The organism is Lactobacillus sp., assembly GCF_051873315.1.
Taxonomy (GTDB): Bacteria; Bacillota; Bacilli; order Lactobacillales; family Lactobacillaceae; genus Lactobacillus.
The window spans coordinates 1-11,880 of sequence record NZ_JBJEES010000036.1; the positions used below are offsets into that span (position 1 = coordinate 1).

The following is an 11,880-nucleotide window of genomic DNA, read 5'->3' on the forward strand; positions in this document are numbered from 1 at the left end:
TTATTTTTGCTGGTTTAATCGCGGTTTTGCCACTCATTTGTGAGGGGATCTTTTTCTTTAGTCAATACTCCCTGGCTCCCTTATCCCGAAAATATGAACTAACGCCAATCAACCCTGGCGGCTGGAGCGCAGGTCTGTTCTACTCTCATCCAATTGTTTTCTGGCTGCTTGGCTTGCTTATCGTCTTCATTTTTGCAGGTCTCTTGAGTCAGCTATCACTCATTGCTTCAGCTTTTGGTCTGCGCAATGGATTGGAAGTCATCGTTCCTTTTGCCATCACGCTGACCAGCAGTATTCTGCGCGACTTCAGCGGTTTTGAACCGCTCTCTATTCCCAGCATTATCACCCCAACATTCAGCAATGAATATCCCTTCACGGTCTTTGGACTTATTGTTTATTCCATCTTAATCCTCGCTGTAGTTTGGGGTGGTTTCCTAATAAAGGAAAGAAACGATGTTCTTGATTAAACAGCTCTTAATCATTCAAAAAAGGCGGCTGCTGATCATCGCGGCCGTCTTTTCGCTTCTCCTGCTTGCCCTCCTGTTTGCCGAACCAGCCGGCTCTGCTGCCAGCCTTCAGCTACTGGAAGCCAACCTGCTTTTTCCAGTAATTTCTTTATTCAGCGGTTTAACAGCAGCATTTTTCCCATCAAAAAATGACCCATTGGCCCGGGTTCGCTGGAAAAGTCCTAAACGCTGGCTGACCTGGAAGCTGACTTGGCAGTTGCTCATATCATTTGCTTGTGCAATTTGGTCAGCCTTCCTGGCAGCCATTGTTTTTTCCAGTAGCGGCAAGATCGAATTAGCTAGCAGCCTGCTTTCCATCTGGCTGCTGTTGCAAAATCTTTGTTTAACGCAAAGCATAGTTCTTGTCATCTGGCTGCTCATGCCACACGGCAATTTATACCTGCTGACTTGCCTATGCTATCTGGCAGCCTGGCTTTTCTTCATGTCAGCCTTCTCCAAAAACTGGCTGAGCCTGTTGACCGGAACTGCCTTTGCTGGCCAGCCACAAATTTTGTTCTACTTTAGTTGCTTGGTCTGGGGCGTAATTTTGCTGCTATGGTTCTTAGCTGACTGTCTGCTTAGCCAGGAGGAAATCAAATGAGACTTCATTTTCATAATCTGAAGCGGCGGCAACTCTTTTGGGCAGGCATTTTGTTTGCCTGCCTAGTCTGGAATTTAGCCAATCCATTTTCCGGCAACCGCAATCCATTTGATGTAATGCAGCTGCCCGATCTGACCGTTATCAGCGCTAATCTGGCTTGGATCTGCTACTATGCCCTGGCTGAATTGCTGCTCTTGCCGGAAATGAAGAGTAGCCTGCTGATACTTAATCCTTTTGTTTATGTCAGGCAGGCTGACCGACGGCGTCTTTTTCGAGCCAGTCTAATTAAAATGCTGCTGTTTACAGTTAGCTACAATATCCTGTTTTCACTAGCCCTGCTGTTCTGTTTCGGTTTTACCGCTTGGATGCTGCTTTTGCGGATTTTGGCGCCAGCTAGTTTGAGCCTTTTGGCTTTCAACCTGCTCTTAACCAGTCTATTGCTGCTTGGCAGGGACTATGCCCTGCCGGTCGTCATTGGCTGCGGACTGGCTATCCTGGATCTTGTAAGTAAGAAAAACTTAATTTTGCTCGCCAATATCGCTGCTTTTTCCTACTTCTTAGAATTAATCGTGATATTAACCTTGGCTGCTGTTCTTTATTACATTAACCTGCAAACAGAACTTCTGTAAATCAAACGAAAGGGAAAAATATGTCATACCTTACTCTCAACCATGTTTCCAAGACAATTAAGGGCCAGCCTGTCTTAAACGATATCAATTTGTCTGTCGAAAAAGGCGAAGTTGTTGCTTTCACTGGCGACAACGGTTCTGGTAAAACCATGCTTTTACGCGCCATCTTAGGCTTTGTCAAAACTAGCGGTGAAATCAAGCTAGCCGGGCAATCGGTTCATTTTAATCAACAGTTGCCAGTAAACTGCGGCACAATCATCGAAACCCCAAATTTTATTCCTTACTTGACAGCACTCGAGAACCTAAAGTACCTCGCCGCCATCAACAATACCATCAGTGAAGCTGAAATTATTGAAAGCATGAAGATTTTCGCCTTGGATCAAAAAAAGGACTCTAAAGTAAAGTCCTTTTCCTTAGGCATGCGGCAAAAGCTGGCCATTATTCAAGCTGTTATGGAGAAGCCTGATCTGCTGCTTCTGGACGAACCAACGAATGGTTTGGATGCTAAAGCTATCCAACTTTTTATCTCTTTGATCAAAGAAATGCAAAAGCAAGGAACGACTACCCTTTTGGTTAGTCATGATCCTCTGCTATTGCAGAATTTACCGCAAAAAATTTACCATTTGACGGATGGGCAATTAGACCAAAGTCAGCATTAAAATCCCGCATCCCGCAGGGCAGAGTACAAGCCGGCAGGATCAGTCTGGGCAAAAATCCGGCTGAGGGCTTCTGGTTCAGCCTGGCTGAGGAAGGTCATGGTTCTGGCCAAAAGTTCAGCTTGGCCGTCCGCCTTTTGGTCCAGCAGCATGAAGCAAAAGCCAACTGGCAATTCACGGCTGGGATCGACCACGCTCTTGAAGCTGACCGGGTCCAGCAGCTTAATGGGAACGACCCGTTGCTCTTTGACAAAGCAGCCTTCCGTATGCGGAAAAGCCAGGTTGGGAAGACCCGGGGCCAGATTGCAGCTGGCCAGGCCAGTCGGAAAATCCTCTTCCCTGTCCACCACCTGGTCTAAAAAGCCGGCCGCTACCAGCCCCTGCTCCAGCAGCTTTTTGTAGACTTGGGCAAACATGTCGGCCCGGTCTTCGGCCCGCAAAACAAAACAGCTTTCCGCTTTTAAGAGTTCTTCAGTCACTTTTTCCACCCCTTTTTTAAAAATACAACTACCCTTATTATAAGCTATATAGCGCTGGCCAACTTGACTGGCGCTTAATTTTTGACTAGTCAGCCGGGGCGGAAAATGGTAAAGTTATTCTAGAAAAAGAAACACAATATCTCGCAACAGACATGAAAGGAATACAAGATATGCCAAAAAAGACGATCTACTTCGGTGCCGGCTGGTTCACTGACCGCCAAAACAAAGCCTACAAGGAAGCCATGGAAGCCCTCAAGGAAAATCCAACGATTGACCTGGAAAACAGCTACGTTCCCCTGGACAACCAGTACAAGGGCATCCGGGTCGACGAACACCCGGAATACCTGCACGACAAGGTTTGGGCTACGGCCACCTACAACAACGACTTGAACGGGATCAAGACCAACGATGTCATGCTGGGCGTCTACATTCCTGACGAAGAAGACGTCGGCCTGGGCATGGAACTGGGTTATGCCTTGAGCCAAGGCAAGTACGTCCTTTTGGTTATCCCAGATGAAGACTACGGCAAGCCGATCAACCTCATGAGTTGGGGCGTCAGCGACAACGTAATCAAGATGAGCCAGCTGAAGGACTTCAACTTCAACAAGCTGCGCTTCGACTTCTACGAAGGTGCCGTATATTAAAAAAGCTACATCTAACAAAAAGCCTGCCTTCCGCAATTTTGGAAGACGGGCTTTTTCTCTTTTCTAAAACTCCCGGGGGGCTTTTAAAGCATTTGGCACAAAGACTTCGGCTCTAAATTCTCCCCCGCCGCTGGCAAGCGCGGTTTTCGGGCTAAAAGTTAACCGCAGGCGGCCGTGGTAAGGCTCCAAAAAGGATTTGACCTTGCCTAAGCCAATCCCCGTCCGTCCGTTCGCCGCAACACTATCCCCTTCTGGCCCGACCTTGACCCCCTTATCCGTTTGATTGGCTACGGTCAAAAGCATGGTTTTCCCGGAAAATTTCAGCACTGCCTTAACCTGGTGGTCTGCCGCCAGTGAGGCTGCCTGGCAGGCATTTTTCAAAAGATTGCCGGCAATAATGCACAGATCCAGCTGCCGCAAGGCTAAGTTGCCGGGAATCACCCCAGTCCAGCTGATTTCAACCTGCGGATACCGGGCGGCCAGGTCGCCAATCACGGCATTGATTCCGCTGTTACCAGTATCGATCAATTGCCGGGTCATCTGGCTGCTACCAACCAAGTCGTCAATATAGGCAGTCAGTTCCTGATACTGGCCGGCATGAGCCAGGCCCTGCAGGCTGACCAAGTGCTGGCGGGCATCGTGGCGGAACTTCTTGGTTTCTTTCTCCCGGGCCAAAAGCGATTCATAATAGTTTTCCTCAGCTTGGAGCAGCTGCTCTTGTTCACTCATCTCGCCTTTTAATTTCCAAACCCTAAACTGTCCTTGTAAAAGAGCCATGTCCAGCCAGACGGCAACTCCAGCCAAGCAGGCCTCTAGCACTGGCAGCTGCTTTTGCAAGCGAAGATAGGCTTGAAAGCGACCTGCTGTCAGACTCGCCGCGCCCAAAGCCAGAATTTCCAGGAAAACAAACAGCCACTTGGCCTTGTCCGGCCAGCTGGCAAAAACATTTTTGACCTTAGGCGCCAAAAACAGGTAAACGAAAGTCAAAGCTATGGCAGCTTCAAAAACAAGATCAGCCGCGCCCACTTCTTGACGGCGGAGCAGCTGCTTTAGACTCAGATCCAGCAGGCTTAAAACCGCATAGCTGCCCAGCTGGCTGAGGTCTTTTTCCTTTAATGGCCCCAGCAAAGTCCGGCCCAAAGCAAGCAGGGCATAGATCAAAGCTTCATTCAAAAGTCCCAGCTGGGGACCGGCCAGGCAGTAGGCCACCAAACCAAAAAAGTAAATCCCCAGCAACCAGGCCGGCCTGATTTTCTCGGCAAAGAGATAGGCAAAAGCCAGATAAAGCTTGCTGAACTGCAGCAGGATAAAAGCCGTGTTCAAAAGCGTCACGGCATCGATAGACAAATTCATATTATGCTCCAAAATCACAGCGGCTGGGCATAAAAGCGCAGGTAGTCAAGCCAGGCAGCTTCAACAGCTTTGACCTGGCGGCGGGGAAGCAGGATTGGCTGCTTAAGGCCGGCAAGGTAGAGCTGATTATGCTTCAGATCACTGATATGCTGGTAAGCCACGATGTATTGCCTGCTCACCCGGCCAAACAAGGCGCTGTCCAGTTGTTTTTCCCAATACTTCAAGGGTTCTGGGCTGATTACTTTTTTGTCAGCCGTATAGATGCAGCTCTGGTCTCCCAAACTTTCCAGCAGACGGATTTCATTTAAGGGCAGAGCAGTCATTGCCTTGTCCGGCAAAGGGACTGCCAAGAGCTGCCTGGCCAGGATTTCCTGGTAAGCAGCCCGCAAAACCAAGGCAATATCCTCCTTCTTCCAGGGCTTGAGCAAGTAGCGGAAGGCCTTCACTTCGAAGGCGGAAGGCATATAGCGGTCATAAGCAGTTAAAAAGACCAGCAAATCGCCGCGCTTGTCACGGCGCAGGCGACGGGCCGTCTCCATGCCGCTTGTACCAGGCATTTCGATGTCCAGAAAGATCAAGTTGTACTTTTTTCCTGCTTCAAGCAGGTCATCCCCGCTCGCGTAGCAGTCGACATGTGCGGCGTTTAACTCCATGACTAGCAACTGCCGCAAACTCGCGCGTTCTTTTTCCTCATCGTCGCAAACCGCTATCCGCAGGCCCAGTTCCTCTTTCATCCTCTTCTACCCTTTCCGGCCAATCATCCGTTTAACTTCTGTTTTGCTCTTTTTGCTCAAAAGCTTTCCATATACCAAAGTATACAGCAGGATAAAGGAAAACTGGCAGATCAAGAGCCCAGCAGGACTTGCAGCGTAAAGGACAAGCAAGATAGCCGTGACCAGAAAACAAACAAGCAGCGCTAAGGCAGCCGCCACCGCGGCAGGCGGGAAGATTATTCTCCACTTGTGCCCACTGGTAAACAAGGCGAAAACCTTGGTCCGGTTGAGCTGAACCCAGGCAGCAGCTTGATAGTTCAAGATGCTGGCCAGCAAAAGCAAGAGCAAGATGCAGTTCAGCAGCTCCCACAAGCAGCTCTTTAAGTAGAGCTTGGCCAGCTCCAGCTTGCTTTGGGCGAGCTGCTTCAAGCGGAAAGGCTCTGGCGAGTAAATTTTTGTCAAGCCGCGCCGCTTTAAGGCAGGAATAAGCTTATCTGACCGGATAAAGAAGAGATTGCCTGTCGACAAAGCTGGATATAAAAAGCCATGCATGTCATAAATCTGGCTGGGCCGTTTACTGTAGATGATCAAGGGCTTGCGGCAAAGTTGAAAATCTTGCGTTTCATTTAGAGCGACCAGCTTTTTCCGGCTGGTCAACAAGTGCATCCCTTTCGGCACGGTTTGCCGCTTTGCGGTATTAAGTGGCAAGATTCTGCGCAAGAAATTCCGGCTTTCTGCTGGCAAGTCGGCCAGGGCAACTTCCTTTAGGTCCTGGCGGCTGATACCGGCCAGCTTTAAAGCCTGGTCATTGACAAAAACGATGTGGTCATATCCCCCTAATTCAGCTTTTGACGTTTGCATTTGGTCATCCATGATTAGGGACAAAACCGCGTTGCCTTGCCGCTCTTCATCTTTGATGAGCGCGAGTTCAGCCGGGTAATGATCTCTTTGGTCCAAGCGGCCATCATCATCAAAACTGACGGCTGCTGGAACTTGCTGCCATTTTTCCTTTGACTGGTAATTTTCATAGGCACTCTTGGCCAGTAAGGCCGCTTGCGGCAGGGACCAGGCTAACAGCAGCAAGGCTGATACTTGCAGGCAACGCAGGGCGATTTTTCCTTGATTTTTTCCAGAACCGCGGCTGACGCGAAATTTGTCCGGCAGCTTCATCAGCAGCAGTGAACAGAAAATCAAGACCAGTTCAATCAACAGTAAAAGAGCAGAATTGCCTAAAAAACTTTTTTCACGAAAAATCAGACCAAACAACAAAATACCAAGCAGGCTGCCATCAAGGCTCCAAACAAAGAGACAGGTAAAATTATCCAGACAGATTTCCAACCTGCTGATTCCGGCCAGCAGGCGAATAGTATCTTTGCGATAGCCAAGCTGCAAAGGCAAAAGCAGGCTTGTGACGTATAAAAGCAGGCTGCAGATCAAAGGCAGCCGGTCTACTGCATCGCGGCCGGGTCCAAGAGAATACAGAAAGACAAGGGCGAAGAGCAAACTGGAAGCGGCAATGTTGATTCTATTACGCATGGTCATTCTCCCAGACAAATTCGCGCGTCACACTTTTGCGCCAGGTCTTCATCGTGGGTGGCGATAAAGACGAGCGCGCCTGCCTGTGCCTGTTTTAAAAGCAAATCAGTGACCAGCTGGCGGTTGGCCGCATCCAAAGAAGCGGTCGGTTCATCCGCGTAGATCACCTGACCCTGTTTGTATAAAAGGCGGGCCAGACCCAGACGCCGCTTTTCCCCGCCAGAAAGCACGGCTGCTTTTTCATGAGCTTGCGTTAAACCAAGCATTTTCAAGCAATGCAAGGCTTGTTCCTGGCTCTTTTTCGCCTTAGTCAAAGAAACGTTGTACAGCAGGCTTTCTTCATCGATGATTCCAGCATCTTGATAGAGAAAGGCCGCCTTTTCCCGCCAAAATTTCTCCCTTTTCCCTTCCGGCCAGCTGCTGGCATTCTCGCCATTGATCAGAATTTTTCCCTTGCTTGGCAGGCTTAACAAGCCGAGCAGGTTGAGCAGAGTAGTTTTGCCAGCGCCGGACCGGCCAACCAGGGCAACTGCTTGACCGCCATTTGCTTGAAAAGATAAATCTTGAAAAAGCAGCTTGTCTCCTGTTTGCGCCGTAATCTGATCGGCAGAAACACTTATTCCTTTCATCGCGCTACATCCTCCTAAATAAAAACTGGAAACATCTAGTTACTTCAAGAAGATGCTTCCAGACTTTTACTATTTGACTATTCGGTAATAGTATCGATCAACGGTCTTTGGCAGATTAATTGCCCAAACTTCGGCAATGGATGTTTTGCCAGCAGCCGTATTAATTGACCGCTGTTCATGCTTTTTGCCTTTTCTATCAATATACACGACTGTTGACCCATGCTTCTTGTTTACCTTGTATTCAGAGTGTACTTTTGCATTCCAAAATCCATATGTCCACTTCCCCCCTTCAGCGGGATAGCGAACATGCTTACCAATTGACAAATAAAGTGATGGGAACAATGGTGATGAATGAGTTGCTGTCCATTGCTCTTCAACCATTCCTTGAGTCCAATTCTCATTGTCAACTGAAATATTCTCCTTGATCACATCGCTGTCAACAGCTGTAGCTGCAAATGCCGGTGATACAGACATAAAGGAAATCGCACTGACCAACACAGTGCTTACTAATAACTTTTTCTTCATTATGTTGAATCCCCCTTTGTTTCAACACCGTAATTCTATCCCTAAAAGTAGTTCCAAAACCGCAAATGCCGATGAATGGTCATCTGCGCCGGTGAATGGCAACAAAAAGCCCGCTGACCAGCAGCGAGCTTTTTTGATTCCTACCCAAAGCAGATAATAAAGATATTTATGACCAGATCAAGTACAGGTATTGACCAACAAATATATCGTAAATTTGCTTTACCATCATTTCCAAAATATGCTGGCTTTTCTAACAAATATAAGCAAAAGATAAAAATGCTATTAACTAAATAAGAAAGTAAAGACGGAGAGTTGAAAAAGCTATTTATTTTTGCACCGGTAAAGCAAAATACTGATATAAGATTTAACATAACCAACAAAAACAACCATTTAAAAGAAATTTTTTCTTCAAAAAAGGCAGTAATGTCTACAAGCAAAAATAAAAGCAATGGTATATATGCCGCTAGGCTAAGTAGCTTTTGTCCATTATAATAATTGCTATTAATTGCCACTATCGACATCATAATTGAATACACACTCATCAGAACAAGTACAACATTTTGAAGTAAGAAACTTCTCTTTTTCATTTTTGTCACCTTAGTACTCAGTTACCTTATAAACATATGATGCTACGAAAGAACCTTTCCAATTACCAATAAAACTGTGAGGCAAAACATAATGTCCTATATTGTAATGCTTTACAGAATCCTTAGTTGCACCATAATACCATGCACAGTAGACATACTTGGAACAGTAGCTCGTTGTTCTATCATATAAATTAGGGGAAAGTAGGTATTTAGGATTATTGCTAATATACATATCATGGTATGCGTATCCCGCTGCATCTTCAGCATAATGCGGATGCTTCTTCACTCGGTAAACCGCAACATAATCTTTTCCTTTTGTATGCTTAGCGAACCAGCTTGCCTTTCCCACATGAGTTGCATGTGACCAAATATTCGGCATCTCTAAAATATGGCTAGAAGAGCTAGCAATGGCGGCATGGCCAACATGATTTGGAATTGAATTATTAGAAGAACTAGTCCCATAGCAAACCAAGATATCGCCAGCCTTCATCTTATAATCTCTATTTGCGGATACACCCACCAACCTAATTTTATTAGTTGAGGACGTTGAAGATTTGTGATTGATAATAATAGGTTTATCTTCAGTTGTTTGAACAGGAACTTCATAATTATCTTCAGCCAGGTAATCTTCAAAAGATATACCCGGATATTCATAGCAATACTTTAGATATCGTGGATAAACTGTATTCTTGCATAAGTTGACGAATTCTGATTCCGTCATGTTATCGTCTGTAAGAATTCCTTTACTACGCCCAATAGAATATGCTTTCACAAATTCATTGTCGCTATTACTAGTTCCAACATCAGCTTTAACAGTACCCTTGGATTGAAGCAACAGTAAAACACCTAGGGCAACTACAATATTTCTCTTCAATTTTCTTCTCATTTGATTTAATCCTCCTTTGTTTCAACACCGTAATTCTATCCCTAAAAAAGTTCCAAAACCGCAAATGCCGATGAATGGTCATCTGCGCCGGTGAATGGCAGCAAAAAAGCTCGCTGATCAGCAGCGAGCTTTGCTATTATTCTTCCCAGCGGATTTCTCCATTCAAGTAGGTCTTCGCCAGGGACATGTCATCCTTCAAAATCAAGAAGTCAGCAGGCAGGCCCGGACGAATTGCCCCGCACTTATCCAGCAGGCCTTGGCTGCGTGCCGGATTATAGCTGGCCATCAACACGGCCTCTTCCTTGCCAGCCAACCCCCAGTCAACCAGGTTCTTCACCCCGTCCTTCAGCTGCAAGACGCTGCCGGCCAGATTGTCGCCCTCCTTCAGGCGCGCCATCCCGTCCTTGACGTATACCGGCAGTTCCCCCAGCATGTAGTCGCCATCCGGCATCATCCCGGCTTCCATGCAGTCAGTGATCAAAACGATATGGTCCTTGCCTTTAGCCGCCAGCAAGGCCTTGATGGCGCTAGGCGTGACGTGGTGACCATCCGCAATCAGTTCGTTATCCATGTTCTCTAAGGCCATGGCCGCGTTGGCAATGTTTGGCCGGTTGTGAGAGAAGTCTGGCATCCCGTTAAAGGTGTGGGTAAAAATCGTTGCCCCAGCCTGAGCAGCTGCCTTAGTCTGGTCGTAGCTGGCACTGGAGTGACCCAAGGCCACCTTGACTCCCCGGCTGACAGCATAGCTTACGAAAGCTGGCGTTCCCGGACGTTCTGGCGCAAGAGAGATCTTCTTCAGCATCCCCTTTGACGCTTCCAGCCACTTGTCCAGTTCTGCCGGGCTTGGGTCAATCATGTATTTTGGATTTTCCGCCCCCGCGTGTTCTTCCGTAAAAAATGGGCCTTCAAAGTGAATCCCTTGAATCTTAGCTCCGCTTTCTTCTCCCTGGTGAGCAGCCAGCATCCGGCAGACTTCAGCCAATTGCTCACTGGACGCGGTCACTGTCGTTGGCAGCCAGCTGGTTACCCCGGCACTCAGCAAGGCTTCAGACAAGCGATTGATCCCCTCCCAGTCGCTCTTCATCACGTCTTCTTTGACAGAGCCGTGGATGTGAGTATCGACATAGCCCGGTGCCACACTGAAGCCAGTGTAGTCCACCGCGTCCGGCACTTGGCTGCCTTCTGGCAGGTAGGCCCCGAATTTACCATCAACAATCTCTAAATAGCCGCCTTTTCCCCGGCCATTTGACAGGTAAAACTGATCAGCATGAATGTAATAGCGCATTTTTTCTCCTTAGTAAAACAATCTTTTTCTTCTATTATTCTTAACTCTGTAAGCCTTTTAGTCAATGCTTTGCTAAAAATTGAGCAAAAATAAAACTGCCCGTTTCAGGCAGTTAAAGATCAGCTATTGGATTCTTTGAAGAAGAAGCCCTGCGACCGGACCAGGTCTTCAGCAACTTTCTTCTGCTCATCCGTCAAATTGTAAAAACTTAGCCGCAAGCCGCCTTCAAAGAGCATCAATGCTAAATTATCATGATCCTGCAAGGCAATTTTTAAACCAAGTGTTTCGTTCACGCAAAAACGCTTGATGAGCTTGCTCAAGTCCGGGTATTCTAATTGGCTTAGAAGATCTTGATGACGCAAGGAGTTCAGCCAGTCATCACCGTAATCTACATCATGCAAATAGATTTCCGCGTCATAATAGCTGACCAGGCCCAAAATAATGAAAGAAAGCTTTTTAGAAAAAGATTTATAGTACTTTTCTTGAATAAATGACTCAAACTCATCAAATTTATCATTTCCAGCTTGAAAGGTTACAGGGAAGAAATCAAGGTAATACCATTTCCCTTCATTCTCTTCATCATCTTTAGCCAGAATATCATCTAGTTTATTTTCCAACAATTCTACCCCTAAATCTGTCTTCATCTAACCCAAAGATAAACACAGGCAAAAGCCCAGCCGAATCAAAGTTAAAAGCAGGATGATCAGCCAGCTCTTCTGCAGCTTCATCCCTGCCCAAGCGGCTAAGCCTGTTAACACAACATACACCAGCAATCCGAGCAAAAGCTGCCAGCTGAAGGCCAAGAATAAAATAAGGAGGTTGGGCCAATAAGCTGTTGCCAAACCTGGACT

Annotated in this window: 16 protein-coding genes; 5 read left to right on the forward strand and 11 right to left on the reverse strand. The window is 47.0% G+C overall.

What is annotated here, in order from left to right; translation table 11 throughout:
* The 4 genes from ACI32D_RS01880 to ACI32D_RS01895 all read left to right on the forward strand — a co-directional run.
* Positions 1-467 (forward strand): hypothetical protein (locus ACI32D_RS01880; protein ID WP_439774968.1); only part of this gene is annotated, 467 nt, incomplete at its 5' end.
* Positions 454-1,107, forward strand: a complete 654-nt coding sequence (locus ACI32D_RS01885) for a hypothetical protein (protein WP_439774969.1) — start codon at positions 454-456, stop codon at positions 1,105-1,107. The genes ACI32D_RS01880 and ACI32D_RS01885, both read left to right, overlap by 14 nt.
* The gene (locus tag ACI32D_RS01890) at positions 1,104-1,736 is read left to right on the forward strand and encodes a hypothetical protein (RefSeq protein ID WP_439774970.1); all 633 of its coding nucleotides are present in this window, start codon (positions 1,104-1,106) and stop codon (positions 1,734-1,736) included. Before ACI32D_RS01885 ends, ACI32D_RS01890 begins: the two co-directional genes overlap by 4 nt.
* Positions 1,737-1,756: 20 nt before the next feature.
* Complete coding sequence (locus tag ACI32D_RS01895) at positions 1,757-2,395, forward strand: ABC transporter ATP-binding protein (protein WP_439774971.1); 639 nt, start codon at positions 1,757-1,759, stop codon at positions 2,393-2,395.
* Here ACI32D_RS01895 and ACI32D_RS01900 read toward each other — a convergent pair.
* The gene (locus tag ACI32D_RS01900) at positions 2,392-2,871 is read right to left on the reverse strand and encodes a PTS sugar transporter subunit IIA (protein WP_439774972.1); all 480 of its coding nucleotides are present in this window, start codon (positions 2,869-2,871) and stop codon (positions 2,392-2,394) included. The genes ACI32D_RS01895 and ACI32D_RS01900 overlap by 4 nt on opposite strands.
* Before the next feature lie 170 nt (positions 2,872-3,041).
* Between ACI32D_RS01900 and ACI32D_RS01905 the strand changes: the two genes are divergently transcribed.
* On the forward strand, positions 3,042-3,515 hold the full coding sequence (locus tag ACI32D_RS01905) for a nucleoside 2-deoxyribosyltransferase (protein WP_201330142.1): 474 nt from the start codon (positions 3,042-3,044) through the stop codon (positions 3,513-3,515).
* Between the two features lie 63 nt (positions 3,516-3,578).
* Here ACI32D_RS01905 and ACI32D_RS01910 read toward each other — a convergent pair whose 3' ends face one another.
* The 10 genes from ACI32D_RS01910 to ACI32D_RS01955 form a co-directional block, all read right to left on the reverse strand.
* Positions 3,579-4,868, reverse strand: a complete 1,290-nt coding sequence (locus ACI32D_RS01910; protein WP_439774973.1) for a GHKL domain-containing protein — start codon at positions 4,866-4,868, stop codon at positions 3,579-3,581.
* Between the two features lie 14 nt (positions 4,869-4,882).
* Positions 4,883-5,602: a LytR/AlgR family response regulator transcription factor gene (locus ACI32D_RS01915; RefSeq protein ID WP_439774974.1), complete on the reverse strand. Its 720-nt coding sequence runs from the start codon at positions 5,600-5,602 to the stop codon at positions 4,883-4,885.
* A 6-nt stretch (positions 5,603-5,608) separates the two neighbouring features.
* Entirely contained in the window at positions 5,609-7,117 is a 1,509-nt protein-coding gene (locus tag ACI32D_RS01920) for a hypothetical protein (protein ID WP_439774975.1), read from the reverse strand.
* Between the two features lie 2 nt (positions 7,118-7,119).
* Positions 7,120-7,746 (reverse strand): ATP-binding cassette domain-containing protein, encoded by a 627-nt coding sequence (locus ACI32D_RS01925; RefSeq protein ID WP_439774976.1) that lies wholly within the window; start codon positions 7,744-7,746, stop codon positions 7,120-7,122.
* A gap of 69 nt (positions 7,747-7,815) precedes the next feature.
* Entirely contained in the window at positions 7,816-8,271 is a 456-nt protein-coding gene (locus tag ACI32D_RS01930) for a lactococcin 972 family bacteriocin (protein WP_439774977.1), read from the reverse strand.
* Positions 8,272-8,411: 140 nt separating this feature from the next.
* Positions 8,412-8,858: a hypothetical protein gene (locus ACI32D_RS01935; protein ID WP_439774978.1), complete on the reverse strand. Its 447-nt coding sequence runs from the start codon at positions 8,856-8,858 to the stop codon at positions 8,412-8,414.
* Positions 8,859-8,868: 10 nt separating this feature from the next.
* A complete protein-coding gene (locus tag ACI32D_RS01940; protein WP_439774979.1) occupies positions 8,869-9,744 on the reverse strand; it encodes a hypothetical protein in 876 nt (291 codons plus the stop codon).
* Between the two features lie 136 nt (positions 9,745-9,880).
* Entirely contained in the window at positions 9,881-11,029 is a 1,149-nt protein-coding gene (gene nagA, locus ACI32D_RS01945; protein WP_439774980.1) for an N-acetylglucosamine-6-phosphate deacetylase, read from the reverse strand.
* A 119-nt stretch (positions 11,030-11,148) separates the two neighbouring features.
* Complete coding sequence (locus ACI32D_RS01950; protein WP_439774981.1) at positions 11,149-11,646, reverse strand: hypothetical protein; 498 nt, start codon at positions 11,644-11,646, stop codon at positions 11,149-11,151.
* The coding region (locus tag ACI32D_RS01955) for a hypothetical protein (protein WP_439774982.1) at positions 11,636-11,880 on the reverse strand (245 nt) is incomplete at its 5' end. The genes ACI32D_RS01950 and ACI32D_RS01955, both read right to left, overlap by 11 nt.

Excerpts from the sequence above, each read along its gene's own strand:
- ACI32D_RS01885 (WP_439774969.1), top strand. The coding sequence starts at position 454 with ATGTTCTTGATTAAACAGCTCTTAATCATTCAAAAAAGGCGGCTGCTG.
- ACI32D_RS01890 (WP_439774970.1), top strand. The coding sequence starts at position 1,104 with ATGAGACTTCATTTTCATAATCTGAAGCGGCGGCAACTCTTTTGGGCA.
- ACI32D_RS01935 (WP_439774978.1), bottom strand. The coding sequence starts at position 8,858 with ATGAAAAAGAGAAGTTTCTTACTTCAAAATGTTGTACTTGTTCTGATG.
- ACI32D_RS01910 (WP_439774973.1), bottom strand. The coding sequence starts at position 4,868 with ATGAATTTGTCTATCGATGCCGTGACGCTTTTGAACACGGCTTTTATC.
- ACI32D_RS01940 (WP_439774979.1), bottom strand. The coding sequence starts at position 9,744 with ATGAGAAGAAAATTGAAGAGAAATATTGTAGTTGCCCTAGGTGTTTTA.
- ACI32D_RS01915 (WP_439774974.1), bottom strand. The coding sequence starts at position 5,602 with ATGAAAGAGGAACTGGGCCTGCGGATAGCGGTTTGCGACGATGAGGAA.
- ACI32D_RS01925 (WP_439774976.1), bottom strand. The coding sequence starts at position 7,746 with ATGAAAGGAATAAGTGTTTCTGCCGATCAGATTACGGCGCAAACAGGA.
- ACI32D_RS01920 (WP_439774975.1), bottom strand. The coding sequence starts at position 7,117 with ATGCGTAATAGAATCAACATTGCCGCTTCCAGTTTGCTCTTCGCCCTT.
- ACI32D_RS01895 (WP_439774971.1), top strand. The coding sequence starts at position 1,757 with ATGTCATACCTTACTCTCAACCATGTTTCCAAGACAATTAAGGGCCAG.
- ACI32D_RS01905 (WP_201330142.1), top strand. The coding sequence starts at position 3,042 with ATGCCAAAAAAGACGATCTACTTCGGTGCCGGCTGGTTCACTGACCGC.
- ACI32D_RS01930 (WP_439774977.1), bottom strand. The coding sequence starts at position 8,271 with ATGAAGAAAAAGTTATTAGTAAGCACTGTGTTGGTCAGTGCGATTTCC.
- nagA (WP_439774980.1), bottom strand. The coding sequence starts at position 11,029 with ATGCGCTATTACATTCATGCTGATCAGTTTTACCTGTCAAATGGCCGG.